Raw genomic sequence first — 17,184 nt, 5'->3', positions numbered from 1 at the left:
TTACCGGGCATCGGGGCAATGATCAACCACCGACATTATAAAGACAGGCATAGTTCTGGTGAAGGCCACATAAAAAGAGCAGCGCAGTGGGACACTTACCCTAGCTAACCGTGATTAATGGGTAATGGGCTGGATTCAGGTCGTACTGTCCTTGCTAATCATCGCCGGTTTGCTTATGTTTGTCTAAGCCTGATCGTTCGGTTCCCAGCCTTTCCGTGGTATTTCTTCACGCCCCATGGTATATTGAGGAATACACTGAAATTCAGAGGACGGAGAATGTAGTTATGAATACAAGACGCAATCCCAAAGATACCGCCAAACGGGGCGCCAAGCCTGATTCCGCCGCCAAGTCACAGCCGAAGCAAGGCTTCAAGGGCTCACATAAACCGAACAGCCGACCTGCCGACAAGGTGAAGGCGCCGCTGCCGGCCAAGCTGTATCCGGTAACCGAACCGGCCGAGCTGCTGCCTTTTCTGCTCACCCATATTACCGGACGCGGGCGCAATGCGATCAAATCCATCCTGTCGCGCGGACAAGTCTCCGTGAACGGCAAAACGACCACCCAGCATAATCTCCAGCTGCATCCGGGTCAGGTTGTAGCTATCGACCAGGAGAAGCAGGCCCCACCCGAAGAACTGATCGGCCTGACCATTGTCCATGAAGATGAGGACTTGATTGTCATTCAGAAGGATGCCGGGCTGCTGTCCATCGCTACGGCAGAGGAAACCGAGCTGACCGCTTACTACCAGCTGATGGAGCATGTCCGCCTGGCCAATCCCAAGAATCGGATTTTTGTGGTGCACCGGCTGGACCGCGACACCTCGGGACTGATGATGTTCGCCAAAAGCGAGCGGATTCAGCAGCTGCTGCAGACAACGTGGAAGGAAACGGTGAAGGAACGCTCCTATGTGGCATTGGTGGAAGGCGCTGTGAAACACCCGGAAGGAACAATCAGCTCCTGGCTGAAGGAGACCTCCACGCTGAAGATGTACTCCAGCCCCCATGAAGGCGATGGCCAGCATGCGGTTACCCATTACAAGCTGATCCAGATGAACCGTCACTTCTCTCTCCTGGAGGTGCATCTGGAGACTGGCCGCAAGAATCAGATCCGTGTTCATATGTCTGATCTCGGGCATCCGATCGCAGGCGACAAGAAATACGGCGCAGAGACGAAGACCGTCGGCAGGCTCGGACTGCATGCACGTGTACTCTCCTTCACACACCCGGCAACCGGGGAGCTGATGATCTTCGAAAGCCCGATTCCGAAGACCTTTCTGAAGTACACGGCACCTTCTTCTTCCAACTGACCTTAACAATCAGAGGTCTAAGGATTCCTATCGTTTCACCTCCAAGTGGATTCAGCGGCGACAGCCGGATGAATCCACTTTTTTCACTCTTATGACCCGCATGGTACAATAAGATAAATATAGTTACCCCCATAGAGAAGGTGCCGCACTTGTTCCATCCTACTGTCTTTGACAATATTAAAATAAGCTTTGAGAATCAGCTCTACGATTATGACAATCTGGACGGCATTCTCGTGATTACAGACCGCTCCGACCTGCTCAACCTGGCTCTGATGTCGCGGGAATTCAGCCTCTCGTTCAAGCTGCTCTCGGGCAGAAACATCACGACGGAGGTGTTCCTCAGCTCTTCCGTGAAGGATTTGAGCGATGAGATTCTCGAAGCTCCCGATACGGACCCGGGCTGCAATCTTTCACTGCGCTTTTATATGGAGATTGAAGATATCGATGTTCAGTGTCCGGCCGTGGAACGGGTACTGAGCTCGATCTGGGGCCCTGAACTGAAGCCTGTACAGGCGCTCAGCTTCATGTATGGACAGGATAATGATACCTACAATAATTGCGTAGAACTGAAATTCAACAGACAAATTACCGAGGAGCAGATGGAGGATATTCCAAGCCTGCTGAACCATTTGCTGCAAAGCGCCGAAGAACTGGAAAACATCTAATCCTAACTAAGAGGTGATTGGTTATGAAGCTCCTGCCTCCCGCCAGAAGCAAAAGCTGGGTCCTGCTGATGATTGTTTACAGCATCCTGCTGTGGTTGATTTTCTGCCTGAACCGATTTGTGCAAATGGAACGACCTGCTGATGCCGGACTGATGCTGCGGCTTGCCCTGCTGGCACTTGGCTTGTCTGCAGTGGTTCATCTGCTCGGTTGGCTGGGCCTGCGCCTGTTCTGGCTGGTCAGTACCGCCTGCACATTTGCCGGACTCGCGCTGATGTTCTTCTCCACCTACAGGGATATGTCCGGTTGGGAGGATCTCGCTGGCTTCCTGTTCTTCGTGCTGCTGACCCTGGGCGGCTTCACTCTCGGTTTGATCGTGGAAGGTGTATACCGGTTGCTTCAGCGGCAGCACCCGTATTGATTATTTATAAAAGGGGATGACCCGTGTGTCCAATTCGTCATTGACCCAGAGAACGCTCGCCCATTCACTGAAGGAACTGATGGAGCATATCCCGCTGAACAAAATAACGGTCAAACAGCTGGTGGAGCATTGCGGGCTGAAACGCCAGACCTTCTATTATCACTTTCAGGATATCTTTGATCTGCTGGGCTGGATTTATAGAACCGAAGCGGTGGAAAGCATCTCCTTGTACCGGAGCTATGATACCTGGACCGACGGCTTCTGCCGGATCTTCTGCTATATCGAGAATAATCGCGCCTTCTGCTGCAATACGCTGGACTCGCTGGGCCGAAACCATCTGGATGTCTACCTCTACGAAGTAACCTATGATCTGGTGATGGGCGTCATCCAAGAGCTGGCTGAAGGAATGACTGTCAGCGAAGAGGACAAACGTTTTATTGCCAATTTCTATACACTGGCCTTCAGTGGCCTGGTGATCCAATGGCTGAAGGGCGGTATGAAGGAGCCGACGAAGGTCATTATCGATAAGCTCAGCGATCTGATTGAGGGCCATTTCCTCAGAGCGCTGCATAAATATGAGTGCAAGCCGTCGTAGCCACTGCTGCGGCTTTTTTTCACTTGGGAATTTGTTATAAAACCATACACTTTACCCAAATTGTCTCAATTTCGTACACACGGCTGATTTTGCATATACCTTCCATGAAGGCGTTTGGATTACAGTTAATCCAGGAACTTTAACACATTCGTAATTAATTATCCTGGAGGCGATTATTGTGAACAAAGAAATTAGCGATCAACAAGTGTATTTCGTGGGAGGCGGACTGGCATCCCTGGCAGGCGCGGTATATCTGATCCGAGACTGCGGTTTCACGGGACCACAGATTCATATTATTGAAGAAATGCCCATTCTGGGCGGCAGCAACGACGGCGCGGGCAGCGGCAAAGAAGGTTATGTCATTCGTGGCGGCCGGATGCTCAACGATGAGGTTTATGAGAATCTGTGGGAATTGCTGAAGACCATCCCTTCGATTGACCACCCGGAGCTGTCGGTAAGAGAAGAGATCATTGCCTTCGACACGGCGAATCCGACTCATGGCAACGCCCGGCTGATTGACCGTAACGGCGAGGTTCAGGATGTACTGTCGATGGGCTTCGATACGGCTGACCGGCTGGCAATGGGCAAGCTGATCATTACGCCGGAGGACAAGATGGGCAAGGCGCGGATCAACGACTGGTTTGGTCCACATTTTTTCACCACCAATTTCTGGTACATGTGGGCGACCACCTTCGCCTTCCAGCCTTGGCACAGCGCCGTGGAATTCAAACGATATATGCTCCGCTTTATGCATGAGTTCCCACGGATTCAGACACTGGAAGGTGTAACACGCACACCTTACAACCAATATGATTCTATCATTCTGCCGCTGCACCGTTATCTTGAGCCGCATGGTGTCGATTTCACCTTGAAATGTACAGTCACCGACCTCCAATTCAAGGAAGGCGAAGGTATTACCGTTACCGCGCTGAATGTACTGCGCCAAGGTAAAGAATCTGTGATTGAGGTCCAGGAGAAAGATCTGGTAATCGTCACTAACGGCTCCATGACGGAAGGCTCTAGCCTTGGCTCGATGACGTCGGCTCCGAAGCTTGGCGGCAAGGGCAGCTCTTGGAAGCTCTGGGAGAACATCGCGGCCAAGAAACCGGGCCTCGGCAATCCCTCCTCCTTCGATGATCATGTGGATGGCTCGAAGTGGGAGTCTTTCACAGTAACGTTCCAGGATTCGAAATTCTTCGATCTGATGGAGAAATTCACCCGCAACCGTGCAGGCACCGGCGCGCTGGTGACCTTCAAGGATTCCAGCTGGTTCATGTCGGTGGTGCTGGCCTTCCAGCCGCATTTCCGCAACCAGCCGGAGAACGTAACGGTGTTCTGGGGTTATGGGCTGTACACGGACAACGTGGGAGATTACGTGAAGAAGAGAATGTGCGACTGTACCGGAGAAGAAATTATGGAGGAACTGATTGGGCATCTACACTTCGAGGAACACCGCGAAGAGATTATGGCTACTGCCAATTGCATCCCTTGCATGATGCCTTATATCACCTCCCAGTTTATGCCGAGACTCGGCAGCGACAGACCGCAGGTGGTTCCCGCAGGCTCCACGAACCTAGCTTTTGTCGGACAATATTGCGAAATTCCCGACGACGTGGTGTTCACGGAGGAATATTCGGTCCGGGCTGCAAGAATTGCCGTCTACACGCTGCTTGGCAGCAATCGGCCGATTGAGCCGATCAACCAGTACCAGTACGATGTCCGCACATTGTTCAGCAGCTTCGTAACTTCATACCGGTAAGACAGCAGGCGCTGAGTGAGTGACTGAGGGAGATAGATAGACTGACTGCTGAGTGAATCAGTGGGTGAATGGCTGAAAAGAGTGAGCGACTGACTGGCTTACTTGACAAGCTGACATATTGAGACTGACAGATTCAACTTACTTTTGTCCTGCGACCCTCTGCACGCCAGAAGCTGCACCACACAAACAAGCGATTCTCCACTACCTGGAGAACCGCTGTTTGTGTTTAGGCTATTAGTCAGGGCTTGGTATGACTAGAACACCATTGAATTAGTTGCGAAGTTGGTTACTACTTAGGTTCCCTAGCCCTCTTCGCTCGTAACCCTCGCTTCGATTTCAGACGGTTGCGGACTCAGGAGCCTCTATTTGCTGTACATAGGCCGTTTTGCAGGATTAACGGACCCAGGAGCCTCTATACCATAGAACAACCTTGGGTTAGGTCTTGTTTTGACGACTTAGGGGCTATACGGTCCGTAAGACGTCAAAAGATCGCAGATAGGAGGAAATAGGGGCTATACGGTCCGCTAGAATGCAGGTTACCTAGTTCAAGGGCTTGGAGTCTCGCGGGGGCCTAAGTAGTAACCGAAATTGCATCTAATTGGCGGATTTTTTGCGTTTTGGAGGAAATAGCTGCAAAAAGGCATCTAATTTCGGCGTTTGAGCAGAATAGGCCTGATTTACTCGAAATTAGTTGCAGATTCGCACTCCCTCATCCGCTTACACACTGCAGGAGCCGTCCGTACATCCGTCATCGCCGGCTGCCTGGTCGGTCGCCTTATTCCCGCCAACTGTCTGCAATACGGGGGCCGCCTGCTCCTCCGCCCATACCGTGTCAAGCACCTCGGTGAATACAGGGCCGGGCTGTGCTCCGGACACCGCATATTTATTGTTGAATACAAAAAAAGGTACGCCGGTAATATTCAGCCGCTGGCCTTCGGCAATATCTTCGTTCACAGTATCCTTATAGGCCTCTGTCTCCAGCATGGCGGCGGTTGCCGCTTCATCCAGCCCAACCTCTGCAGCCAATTGTGCCAGCACAGGGCGTTCACCCAGATTCAGTGAATCCGTGAAATATGCGCGCAGCAATCGCTCGGTCATCTCCGGCGCTTTGCCCTGATCCTTGGCATAATGGGCCAGCCGGTGGCTGTCAAACGTATTGGTAGGCTTCATGCCGTCAAAATGAAAATCAAGTCCCACGCCCTGGGCCTGCTCAGCCAGCTGATCATTCGTCGCTTTGGCCTTCTCACGTGTCATGCCGTATTTGGCAGCCAGCATGTCGTGAATATCCTGGTCCGTGTGCACAGGGGCGGAAGGGTCCAGCTGGAAGCTGCGGTACACTACCTCAACACTGTCGCGGTCCGCAAATTGGCTAAGTGCGTGTTCAAGTCTTCTTTTGCCGATATAACAAAACGGGCAAGCATAATCTGACCAAATATCTATTCTCATGAGAAAATCCTCCTAGTGTATTTATATCATTCTTAAATTCATCTTATATAACAATAAATTTGTTACTTACAATTATATAGTATAGATCATAAAATAACAACCTATTCCACCCCGCTGAAACGTATCAAAAGTAAACGAAAGTGGTATATACGCCCTCCGTTTCGACGCTTAAAATAAAAGGTAACAGACTGACCGGAAACTATCATCACAAAAGTGGGCACCCAGGTGTCCCGGAAGGAGACAACGCCATGTTTGATCTGTCTATTGTTATCCCCACCCGCAACCGAATTAATGATCTCACGCGTTGTATTGAATCGATTGGCCGCCAGGACCGTCTGCAGGATATCTCTGTAGAGCTGCTGATTGTGGACGACGGTGAGATTCCGCCGGAGGTGCTGGAGCAATTCCGCCAACTGCTGGCCCGCCTCCCGCAGGCAGAGCTGCATTATTACCGCAAGACCCGTCCGGGCGTATGGCTCTCCCGCTACGAGGCACTTGGGCTGATCCACGGTGAGATTGTGCTCTCCTTCGACGATGACGCCGAGCTGGATGATCCACTGTATATCCGCCATATGCTGGACACCTATGCATCTGATCAGACGATTGTCGGCGTAGGCGGTATCGCCAAAGGCCTCTCCAGCAGCCGCTCCGGCAAATGGCTTGGCCGGCTCACCTTCCAGATGTCCGCATCGCCCGGCAAGCTGTCGGCAAGCACGCTGGCAGGTTCACTGCTGCTGTGGGGAGAGACGGAGCAGACGTTTGAGACTGATTTTTTCCATGGCTGCAATATGTCATTCCGCGCCAGCGCTCTGCAGGATATGAAGCCTTATCCGTGGATGACCAGCTACGCTGTGGCCGATGATATCTACATGTGCCAGTTGGCCAGCCGTTACGGCAAGCTGGTGATCAATCCGGCAATGAAGATTACCCACCACGAATCACCCAGCTCACGCGACAAGGCGGGACGGGTGGCCCGGGCCACGGCAGTCAACCATTATTACCTGCTGAATCTGCGCAAAGCCCCGGTTAAGAACTATGCCGCCCTGCTGTGGACACTGACTTATCTAACCGGCAAATCGACACTGAAACGAAATTTCAACGCCGTAAACGGCTATCTTGCAGGCATCCTGTTCGTTCTGAATCCGCGCAAGAACAAATATCGTGAATATATGCTGGATTAAGCACGCCTGTTAGTTTTGTGCCGTTCTTATGCAGCCCTAGACTCTGCTCCGAAACTTCGGATGCGGAGTTTTTGGGTTTCCATGAACTTCCGTTCTGGGGTATGATAGTAAGGATGACGTCAAGAAACTAACTATATGGATGGTGGAACATGCTTAAGAACAAAAAAACGCTGCTGCTCCTAGCCGCACTGGTGTTGATTATTGGTGCCGGAGTATGGCTGTATGTTAGCAATACTAAAGAGGACAAGCCTGCGGAGTCAGCCGATGAAGCTAAGGTAAACACTTCCATCAGCGCCAGATCGTTGGAGCAAACCTTTTATATCTACGATACGGTTGTGACAATCAAGGTGTTCGGAGACGAGGTACAGCAGAGCAACATGGATTCTATCCAGCAGATGCTGGAGCGGATGGATATGGAGTTAAGCCGCACCAAGGAGGGCGGCGAGGTCTACGCCGTCAATCAGGCCGCAGGCAAGGAAGCGGTTGTCGTCTCCGACGAGACGCTGGACGTAGTGAAGCAGTCGATTAAATATGCCGAAGAAATGAACGGCCTGTTCGACCCGACCATAGGTCCCCTAGTGGACTTGTGGGCAATCGGCAATGGCGGGGAGCAGGTTCCCCCAGAGGCTGATATTGCAGCGGCTACAAGCCTGACCAATTATAAGGATGTTATTATTGACGATGCCGCGAAGACAGTTAAGCTGACCAAGGAAGGTATGGTACTGGACCTTGGGGGTATCGGTAAAGGATATGCTGCCGACCGGATTGCCGACTACCTGAAGGAAGAGGGCCTCGACAGCGCGATGATCAATCTGGGCGGCAGCAGCATCATTGCCCTGGGTACCAAGCCGGGCGGAGCACAGTGGAATATTGGCCTGCAGGACCCCGACCAGACCCGCGGCACCCAACTGGGAACGATCAAGATTACCGATGAGGTGATCGATGCGTCTGGCGTATATGAACGTTTCTTCATGCAGGACAATGTCCGTTACCATCATATCCTTGATCCACGTACAGGATTCCCGTCCCAGAACGGGCTGAAGAGCATCACCATCATGAGCCCGAATGCGACTGATGCGGATGCCTTGTCTACCGGCGTATTCCTGATGGGTCTGGAAGAGGGCATGACCTATCTTGAAGCGCTGCCCGGGGATGTGGAAGCCTTCTTCATTACCGATGACAATAAGATTTATGCCACCTCCGGCATCCGGGAACGGCTGCAGCTGACGGACCCGACTTACGAGTTCGCCAACTAGAGCTGCCTCGGCAGAAGGAAGAACCCCCTTGCCTTATTAAGGCAAGGGGGTTCTTCTGCGCCTGAACGCATCGGCTTCACTTCAGCGGACACCTAACCAATCGGCAGCTCGCCGAATTCCTTATAATCTCTAAATATATAACTAGGCTCATGCGCCGACCCCGGAAGACGGCTGCGCGGATTATACCAGCATACCTTCCAGCCCGCAGCCAGCGCGCCAACCACATCGTTCGCCCACGTATCGCCTACATAGACCGATTGGTCCGGAGAAGTACCTGTAACCTCATTCACATGGGCAAAAATCGCCGGGTCCGGCTTGGCCAGACCCACAGCGTCCGAGATAAAAATCAGTTCCGGTTTAATGATCTTGTCCACGCCCAAACCGCGGATTTTGTTCATCTGATGCTCTTTGGGACCGTTCGTGATAATCCCCACCTGATAGTCTGCCGCAAGGAATCGCTCCAGCTGCTCGCGCACGCCTTCAATCAGTTCAATCCGGTACTGGCGGCTGATATAGGCTTCCTGCACAAGAGCGGCCTGTTCATGGTTCAGCTCCATCCCCATTTCGGCGAACGCCCGCTCCAGCCGCAGCACGCGGGTCTCCTCAAGCGCCAGCTCCCCCCGCAAATATTGCGGCCACAGCAGATCACTATGATGCCTCACGGTGTAAAAAAGCTCCTTATAGTCCACACTGCCCTCTGCCGGAGACAGCACCTCACGCACGGCTTCACGGAAAGGAACCAGATGATCGTACAGCGTATCATCCAAATCAAAAAATATAGCCGGCTTGCTGCTTGTTTCCATCGTTAATCCCCTTTTAGCTACCTGCTGCTTGCTCACTTGCCGTAGAACAGGTTATACGTATAAAAATCCTCGTCCTTCACATACCCGGAAGCCTCATATAACCGCTGCGCTAGATTATTGCCCTTCATCGTTGTTAGCGTCAGACCTTTGGTTCCTGAATGAACAGCATACTGCCGCGCACTTTCCAGCAGCATTGCTCCAAGGCCATGGCCGCGCTGCTCCGCCGAAACAAACAGATCATTCAGAATCCACAAGCGCTGCCACTTGCCCGACATTCTGTACATCCGCACGTTCAATACGAAATGATTCCATGTTCATTGCCCATTTTCCGGCCAGGCCATTTTATCGCTATATAAGATGAACTTAAGAATGTTACATCAGGAGTTGGCAGAATGCCTTATACACTTGGCTTTATCCAACTCCGCTGCTTCATTCTTAAGTTCACGTTCTATATTGTACATCTGCGTCTGTCTGGCTGACCATGGAGAGTATGTGGAATAATTTGGACTTTTGCTCGATGCTCAGTCCTTTGACCCATAATACACATGGCGTGCGCTGGCTTCGCCGTCCTTCAGATGCAGAACGCCGAACGAATACAACTTCTCGCGCCGTTTGTCGGTAGCCGAGCCGGGATTAAACAGCAGAATGCCATTCTCCTGCCGCAGCAGCGGCTGATGCGAATGTCCGAACAGAATCACATCCACCTGCTCATCCTCAAAAGCGCGCAGCGCATTCCCGTCTGTCCCTTTGCCGGAATACGGGGTATGCCCATGAATCATGCCGATCCGCACGCCCTCCAATGTGAGCAGCTTGCGTTCGCCGAACCGCTTGATGATCTCAGCCCCATCGTTATTCCCGGCAATGCCCTCTACGGGGGCCAGCTCAGACAGCAAATCATAAATCTCCATAGCGACCCAGTCTCCCAGATGCAGGATCAGGTCCGCATCCCTCAGTTCCGCCTTCAGGGCCTGCGGCAGCCCTTTGCCCACACTTGACATATGTGTATCGGATACGACGCCTACTTTCATTTCTATCAGCTCCTAATTCGTGATAATTGCAGCTTCGTCAGCCTGATGATTTTCTAACAATATTGTCACTAATTGTACGTTCTGTATGGGTTAGAAGCAAGTCTGCGATCTCTTCCCCTCCAGCCCTGGCAGTGATTCATAGCGGCTTCCCAACAGCAAACAGGCAGCACACCCCTACAGAGGTGACCACCTGATTGCTGCTTCTTTGCTTACCTTGGGCAGAATCCACCGCAACCTTAGCGCTCACGGTCCCGCCAATTCCACAGCCGCACCTCACCGACACGCAGGTTGCTGATCCACTTCTCCTCCTTCAGCTTCAGCAGCTCCTTCACCGGTCCGGTCACGACGACACCGTACAGCTTGATTCCGTTCTTCTCCAGGTAAGGGATGGCTTCTTTCAGCCGGATGAACGGTGCCACACGGCTCGTAATGGAAGGATGCTCCTCCAGCAGATAGAGGGTCTTCATGAAATAATCGCCGCGCAGCTTTCCGTCGCCAAATTCCTCAACCGAAGGGCCTTGGCTCACCGAGCTGAAGGTACGGGTGAACCAGCCCCGCTTCTCCGTCTCCGAGCTTATTACTGTCATATCTACCTTACGCCATTGGGGATGGTACGGGAATCCAAGCGGCGTCGTCACCACGGCCTCATGCACATAGGGGCCGGAATCAACGGCGAACCACAGCAGTTGCAGATTGCGGTGCTCGAACTGCTTCAGCAGCTCATCCACCGTGAACAGCCGGTTCAGCGACAGTGTGGCTTCGGCCACCGTTCCTTCCGGCAGCTGCTCCAGCCGGTTCCATTCCTCGCGGTCAGCACCTTGATTGTTGATCGTCTTGTTCAGCGGATAATAGAAGATTGATCCATTGCCTGCGTTACGGTCCAGCCGGTCAATCTGACCCAGCCGGGCCCAGCCCAGCAGCATGTTCACCGACATCTCTCCGGCCGTCACCTGCTCATCGCCAATGGTCCGCACCACCTGGCCGTTCATATCCATTGAGAAAAAAGTATTCTGCCCCGTACTCAAATGTACGGTTTCATTCGGGCGTGAGACGGAAAGCGCAGCGGCTGCAACATCGCTGTATGTCTCGCTCCGCTCTCCGGTACTGTAAAACACCGCCGTAATGATGCTGCTGACCACGGCCAGAATCAGAAATGCAGAGATCACCGTCCAGGCGTTCATGAAGCGGGCCTTCCACTTCCCCCGGCGGATGATCTTCTTCTCCCGTCCCGGCTTCAGCCCGCCTTCCGTAGGCAGAGGCTGCCTTCCCAGCTCACTGTTCTCCTGATCGTCAAGCTCGGTAAGCTGCTCCAGATACTCCTGATAGGCTTCCATCTTCAGCATTTCGCGCTCCACCTCCTCCTTCTCCTGCCCGGAAAGTGTGCCTTCGCTGTAGCTCTTCAGCTTCTGCTTGAACTCTTCGCTCATCTTTCGTTCCTCCTCTGCTCCAGCTCACGCAGCTGTTGTCTGGCGCGAAAAATCAGTATCTTATATTGAGACAGACCAACCTCCATAATATCTGCCGCTTCCCGGTAGGAGAGCCCATGCCAATCATGCAGCAGCAGCGCATGGCGCTGACGTTCCGGAAGTTGGGACACATCCACGGTCATCTCTTCCCAGCGCTCTTGGCGCAGCAGCGTACCTTCGGTGGTCTCCGGGTGGGCAAGCCCCTGGAAATAACCCTCACCCTGCACTATGCTGCGTTTCTCCTTGCGTGTATAATCCACCCAAGCGTTATAGGCCACGCGGAAGAGCCACGGCTTAATCTTCTCGTCCTTACAGTCCTCCAGGTACATATAGGCACGGTAAAAGGTTTCCTGCATCAAATCCTCGGCAGCGTGATGATCCTGGCAGAGGGAGCGCAAATAACGGTAAATATCCTGGACATACTGTTGGTAAATCTCATCCAGCGTTTGCGGCTTCATCCTCTCCCCCCTCACCTTAGCCACGTACCAGCCTGCTGAAAGTTACAACATTTCTGCAAAAAGAAATGGTCTGTCCGTTACCGGACAGACCGTTCAAGCTTCGAGCAGCCAATCTTTATTTGCTGCCTTTAATCGCCGCAAGCGGCTTGCAGCGGGCCACGACCGCAGCCAGCCCCGCACCGGTCAGACTCTCAATAATCTCATCCACATTCTTGTAGGCCTGCGGCGATTCATCAAGAATCGATTCCAGGGAATGCTGATTGACTACAATCTCGTCCTGCTTGCCTACCCGCAGCGACCAGCGACCGGGCGAATTCGCCCACCGTAACCAGCTTCTTGGTCGCAGAGCGCGAGCGCAGACGGCCGGCGCCGTGGCAGATCGAATAATAACGTCAAACGCCATTCGGCTAATCTCTACATGCGTCAGCGCAGTCGATTTCTTCGGGGTGTAGCTATCGGGAACATATTTGCCCGGCAGGCCGTGCAGGCCTTTGCGGATCACATGCTCCAGCCGGATATCGTCGAAATGCCCCCGCTGCTGCGATTCCATTGGCAGATATTTCTCAATCGCCTTCACCAGCTTCCTGCGCAGCTTCACGTCCTGCAGTTCATCCTTATGCAGGTTGGTGAGATGCACCCGCATGCCGCAGCCGATATCGCTGCCGACGATCGAAGGCGACACCTAACCGTCCATTCCATCCCATACGGCGGTAGTGCCGATACAGGTGCCGATCCCTACGTGTACGTCCGGTGTATAACTCATGTATTCAATACCTGGAATATGCAGATTGTTATTGGTACTCATAATAGGTTGTCATTTCCTTTCTTATTTCCGGAAAAATCATAAAAAAGAGCCGCAGATCCTATACGGATCCACGGCTCGGCTAGAGCATCGCTTGAGCGAAACGACTGCAAATCCGTTGATCTGCCAGCCGACCCCTGAGATAACGTACAACATGACAAACTAACGTATCATGTCTGCCGGACAGGGCCAATGGAATCCAATTTCCGATATGCAGTTGGCATGGGTTGTGCCTGCGAGAATAGCGTATCCGTTCCAATCATCTTCATCGGCCCCCTTCTTAGTAAGATAAGTCCCATCTTAAACGTTATTCGAAAGTTCTGTCAACCCTATTATTGGAAATTAGTCATCTGTCCGGCTATTTCAGCTGCGGAATTTCTTAGGATTTCTCCATTAGCTTGGCAACGATCTGATTCATCGGATTCGTGAATAGAGCATACAGAATGGCTGCATTCTCTTGCTTGCTCAGCGCTGCTCTGGACTTGAAATCAACTTTACCTTTGGCATCAGCCTTGATCTCAGGTCCGTACAGACCCAGTGCCACTGCCATCTTCACTGCCGGAATCGCCCATTTGTCCGTGTTGCCCGCCAGCTTCACATTTGTGAACAGCTTATCCGGGTATTGCGCGTTAAGCAGTCTCCATATCATTACCGCCGCTTCCTGGCGGGAAATCACCCGGTCAGGCTGGAACTCTCCACCTGCCGTTCCCTGAATCATCCCGATCTCAACGGCCATCTGCACAAAAGCGGCATCCGGGTGACCCTGCAGATCCGGGAAAGCCAGCTTCTCTGTCTTGCTGCCTTTCAGCCCGCTGCTCTCCAGCATCAGCCGTACATACTCGGCACGCGTAATTCCTGCCTCAGGCTGGAAGCTCAGCGCTGCATCATTCGGCAGATAGCCCAGCGACTGCAGCATCATAACCGGGGCCGCATAAGCGTGGTTGGCGGTGACATCGGCATAACCGACACCATCCGGCCCTTTTTGCTCATAGCCGTAAGGATTGAGGTAAGGTTCTTTCAGATAGGTGCCTTGCCCGTCCGCATCCAATTCAAAGGCGGTAAATTTCTTGGTCAACTCATCAATGAACAGATTATCGTCCACCTGACGCAGCTGGCGGGTGCCCAGCAGTGCATCGGTGATGCTAAGCGCACCCCCGTTTACAGCAACGGTAGAGACCAGGCTCTTAAGACGGAGGTCAGCATAGTAGCCTGTGAACGCGTCCAGTGCTTCAGCACTCAACGGCTGGAAGGCGTCAAGCTTCGCAGGAGCGGCATATTGCGGGAAGAACTCCTGGATAAACGCCGGGTAGAACAGCTCCCGCAGCGCGCTTTGCTGATTGTAGCCAATGAAGACACCAGTGTTCTGCTCTGGAATCAGGAACATATAAGAGCTGAAGCCAATCAAATCGCCTGCTTTGGTGATAATCTTGGAGCTGCTGCCCGCGCCAGGAAGCTGAATCGGTGCTTCAAAGCCATAGGTGGTATTCGGCAGCAAGGGGTGAATCGAGGAGCGATATTGCTCCATGGCCTCTACTGAACTTTCAGCCAGAATGCGGTTGTTCCCCGCGGCGCCTCCGTCCAGGAAAGCGGTCATGAACTTGCCGATATCATCGGCGGTGGACAGCATGCCTCCATGCGGCATCACTGTTGGAGTTACCGTATACAGGTCAAGCGCCTTGCCTGTTGCATCATAGGCTGTGGCAAGATCCTCTTTCAGCTCGCCTTCCAGCAGGAAGCCGCTTTTGTCCATATTCAGCGGGGCAAACACATGCTTCTCCATATAATCCTCGTATGGCTCACCACTGGCCTTCTCAACCACCAGGCCGAGCAGCAACGAAGCAAAGTTGTCGTACATGTAGGAAGTACCCGGCTCACGGACCACCGGCGGTATATGCTGCTTCACGTAATCCTCAATCGATACCTTTGTCTTGAAATCATCATTGATATCTTCCGGCTGGGGGTCCTGAATCCGGAACCCTGTTGTGTGGGTCAGCAACTGCTCCACCGTAACCGGAGTACCGAAGGGATTATCGAAATTCAGCGGCCCGGTGTAGGTCTGAAAATCCGCTTTCAAGTCGATCTTGCCCTGCTCCACCAGCTGCATGGCGGCAGCGGCGGTGAAGGTTTTGGATACCGAAGCCATCCGGAAGACGGTTTCATCAGGGTCCACAGCAGTTTTACCAGCCTTATCTGCATAACCGAAGCCTTCTTCGATCACAGTCTTGCCATCCTTGACCACAATTACAGTTGCACCGGCAAGCTGTGCCTTAACCTCCTCCGAGCTGAAGAACTGCTTGAGGAATGCTGCGACATTCTCCGTGGTCAACGCCTTCGCTTGCGCGGGGATTGACACGGGAGCGGCCGCTGCTTGCACCGTCGAGGCCATCAGGCAAAGAATCAGGGTAGCGGCAAGAACGGTTCTCGTCCAGAAGGCCGAGCGGATACGGAACGTTGGCATGTACATTCACTTCACTCCATTTCAATATTAAGTATAAGTATAGATGTTATTACGACACTATCATGGATAAAGACTCAATTAAATTTATTTATACGCCTTGCCCGCCTCATGGTAATAGACGGTATGCTGCACCAGCAGAATGATGCCCAGCACGATAATCGGCAGCGGCGTGAAGCCGAACAGCAGAGAGTACAGCGTGAACAGCACGATGCCGGCGATTAACATTACGTTGGTAGTCCTAAATGCAGAATAGGCAGACCGGTATACGGTCCATTGCTCGCCTTCGTCCATCTTGGCAAACAGCTCACGTGCTGCTTCCTTCCCGCTGTTGGACTTCAGATTATACGTCCGCTCCGGATAGACCTTGTTGTAGATACTAAGGGTGCGATGCTGAAGGTAGATGGCCATGAACATCGTAACGCAGCCGCTGATCATATTCACCAGCATGTAGGTCTGCATATCTTCCCGTGGACCGTCTGGCGCCATGGCATGGGCAATAGCAAGCACCAGCCATAACAGGGTGACAATGGTGTTATACGAGCTGACCTTGATGATTGTGCTGAGCAGCTTTTCCTTCGGACTCATCAGCTCATCTGAATTCTCGCCTTCATCATTCATGGCGCCCAGCTGGCTGAGGCCAATCACATTCCAGACCAGCAGAACAAGCACAATCAGTGCCAATGCGGCGAACATGAGGTCATATTCGTAGATGAGCGAGAAGCTGAAGTTGGCATCCTTAGGAACAGTCAAGTCACCCGAAGCAGAGATGTAGCCGATCACCCCTCCAATAAAAGCCCAAAAAATCAGCCGCCAAGTTCTTTTGCTCTTAAATAGTTTATTTGTGTTCTCCATTAGAATTCACGCTCCTCAGTTTGGATGGAAAAGATATCTTCGACCTTCACTTTAAACACTTCAGCTATCTTGAGCGCCAGCACCACCGAGGGAGAATAATCGCCCCGTTCAATTAAGGCGATCGTCTGGCGGGAAGCTCCAATCCGCTGTGCCAGCTCTTGCTGCGATAATCTGTCTCTGGCCCGCAGGACACGGACGTAGTTAATCAGTTCACTCAAACGTTCCACCTCCATGATTCAAATTGTATATGATCGTATTTATTTTGTAAAGTATAATATACAATTTGACTATAATTATGTACATGATTCGATTAAAAATCGAGCCTGTTGCTCAAGAAGAAACGGCTGCGCAGCCCCTTTGAGGACCACGCAGCCGTCTGCAGCGCTTACGCATCATATTTATTTGAATTTGCTCCAGTCCTGGTTGCTGTTCTCCAGCAGATGGCCGAAATCATTCTCCAGCCGCTTCAGCTCCGCCTTACGCTGGTCTTCTACTGCCTGGCGCGCAGCCTCTTTGCGGCTCGTTTCCTCCGCCTTCAGCTCATCGGCCTGCGCCTTCAGCTTGCCCAGTACCTCGCTGCTGAGCAGATCCTTCAAAGTGGCCGGGCCATCTTGTGCCGCAGCCCGCGGTGCCTGGGTTACTTTTTTCTTTTTTGCCACGGTTATCTCCCCGTTCCTCTTTTGTTTTAG

Annotated in this window: 17 protein-coding genes and 1 pseudogene; 7 read left to right on the top strand and 11 right to left on the bottom strand. The window is 52.5% G+C overall.

Annotated features, from left to right (window positions below):
• The first annotated feature begins 284 nt into the window (after positions 1-284).
• From B9T62_RS01540 to B9T62_RS01520, 5 genes are all read left to right on the top strand, one after another.
• Positions 285-1,307: an RluA family pseudouridine synthase gene (locus tag B9T62_RS01540; protein WP_087913660.1), complete on the top strand. Its 1,023-nt coding sequence runs from the start codon at positions 285-287 to the stop codon at positions 1,305-1,307.
• A gap of 149 nt (positions 1,308-1,456) precedes the next feature.
• On the top strand, positions 1,457-1,972 hold the full coding sequence (locus tag B9T62_RS01535) for a hypothetical protein (RefSeq protein WP_087913659.1): 516 nt from the start codon (positions 1,457-1,459) through the stop codon (positions 1,970-1,972).
• A gap of 23 nt (positions 1,973-1,995) precedes the next feature.
• On the top strand, positions 1,996-2,391 hold the full coding sequence (locus tag B9T62_RS01530) for a hypothetical protein (RefSeq protein ID WP_087913658.1): 396 nt from the start codon (positions 1,996-1,998) through the stop codon (positions 2,389-2,391).
• Between the two features lie 25 nt (positions 2,392-2,416).
• Complete coding sequence (locus B9T62_RS01525) at positions 2,417-2,986, top strand: TetR-like C-terminal domain-containing protein (protein WP_087913657.1); 570 nt, start codon at positions 2,417-2,419, stop codon at positions 2,984-2,986.
• 178 nt (positions 2,987-3,164) lie between these two features.
• Positions 3,165-4,745, top strand: coding sequence for an oleate hydratase (locus B9T62_RS01520; protein WP_087913656.1), 1,581 nt, complete (start codon positions 3,165-3,167; stop codon positions 4,743-4,745).
• A 717-nt stretch (positions 4,746-5,462) separates the two neighbouring features.
• Here the strand turns inward: B9T62_RS01520 and B9T62_RS01515 are convergent.
• On the bottom strand, positions 5,463-6,191 hold the full coding sequence (locus B9T62_RS01515) for a DsbA family oxidoreductase (RefSeq protein ID WP_087913655.1): 729 nt from the start codon (positions 6,189-6,191) through the stop codon (positions 5,463-5,465).
• A 248-nt stretch (positions 6,192-6,439) separates the two neighbouring features.
• Here B9T62_RS01515 and B9T62_RS01510 point away from each other — a divergent pair, with 248 nt between their 5' ends.
• Positions 6,440-7,372: a glycosyltransferase family 2 protein gene (locus B9T62_RS01510; RefSeq protein ID WP_087913654.1), complete on the top strand. Its 933-nt coding sequence runs from the start codon at positions 6,440-6,442 to the stop codon at positions 7,370-7,372.
• Between the two features lie 149 nt (positions 7,373-7,521).
• Entirely contained in the window at positions 7,522-8,628 is a 1,107-nt protein-coding gene (locus tag B9T62_RS01505; RefSeq protein ID WP_087913653.1) for an FAD:protein FMN transferase, read from the top strand.
• Positions 8,629-8,720: 92 nt separating this feature from the next.
• Here B9T62_RS01505 and B9T62_RS01500 read toward each other — a convergent pair whose 3' ends face one another.
• The 10 genes and pseudogenes from B9T62_RS01500 to B9T62_RS01455 form a co-directional block, all read right to left on the bottom strand.
• Positions 8,721-9,431: an HAD family hydrolase gene (locus B9T62_RS01500; RefSeq protein ID WP_087913652.1), complete on the bottom strand. Its 711-nt coding sequence runs from the start codon at positions 9,429-9,431 to the stop codon at positions 8,721-8,723.
• A 32-nt stretch (positions 9,432-9,463) separates the two neighbouring features.
• Positions 9,464-9,706, bottom strand: a complete 243-nt coding sequence (locus tag B9T62_RS01495; protein ID WP_245864303.1) for a GNAT family N-acetyltransferase — start codon at positions 9,704-9,706, stop codon at positions 9,464-9,466.
• Positions 9,707-9,952: 246 nt separating this feature from the next.
• A complete protein-coding gene (locus B9T62_RS01490) occupies positions 9,953-10,459 on the bottom strand; it encodes a metallophosphoesterase family protein (protein WP_087913651.1) in 507 nt (168 codons plus the stop codon).
• 236 nt (positions 10,460-10,695) lie between these two features.
• The gene (locus B9T62_RS01485; protein ID WP_087913650.1) at positions 10,696-11,886 is read right to left on the bottom strand and encodes an anti-sigma factor; all 1,191 of its coding nucleotides are present in this window, start codon (positions 11,884-11,886) and stop codon (positions 10,696-10,698) included.
• Positions 11,883-12,383, bottom strand: coding sequence for a sigma-70 family RNA polymerase sigma factor (locus B9T62_RS01480; protein ID WP_087913649.1), 501 nt, complete (start codon positions 12,381-12,383; stop codon positions 11,883-11,885). The genes B9T62_RS01485 and B9T62_RS01480 overlap by 4 nt, the downstream gene beginning before the upstream one ends.
• 115 nt (positions 12,384-12,498) lie before the next feature.
• A pseudogene (locus tag B9T62_RS01475) lies at positions 12,499-13,179 on the bottom strand (RtcB family protein); the annotation flags it as partial.
• A 385-nt stretch (positions 13,180-13,564) separates the two neighbouring features.
• On the bottom strand, positions 13,565-15,649 hold the full coding sequence (locus tag B9T62_RS01470; protein WP_245864302.1) for a serine hydrolase domain-containing protein: 2,085 nt from the start codon (positions 15,647-15,649) through the stop codon (positions 13,565-13,567).
• Positions 15,650-15,727: 78 nt separating this feature from the next.
• Positions 15,728-16,495: a DUF3169 family protein gene (locus tag B9T62_RS01465; protein ID WP_087913648.1), complete on the bottom strand. Its 768-nt coding sequence runs from the start codon at positions 16,493-16,495 to the stop codon at positions 15,728-15,730.
• On the bottom strand, positions 16,495-16,713 hold the full coding sequence (locus B9T62_RS01460) for a helix-turn-helix transcriptional regulator (RefSeq protein ID WP_245864301.1): 219 nt from the start codon (positions 16,711-16,713) through the stop codon (positions 16,495-16,497). The genes B9T62_RS01465 and B9T62_RS01460 overlap by 1 nt, the downstream gene beginning before the upstream one ends.
• A 180-nt stretch (positions 16,714-16,893) precedes the next feature.
• On the bottom strand, positions 16,894-17,154 hold the full coding sequence (locus B9T62_RS01455; protein WP_087913646.1) for a YqkE family protein: 261 nt from the start codon (positions 17,152-17,154) through the stop codon (positions 16,894-16,896).
• Between the last annotated feature and the right edge of the window lie 30 nt (positions 17,155-17,184).

Source organism: Paenibacillus donghaensis (assembly GCF_002192415.1).
Classification (GTDB): Bacteria; Bacillota; Bacilli; order Paenibacillales; family Paenibacillaceae; genus Paenibacillus_AQ; species Paenibacillus_AQ donghaensis.
Note: the sequence above shows the minus strand (reverse complement) of the source record. Positions and strands in the feature narration are given on the sequence as shown.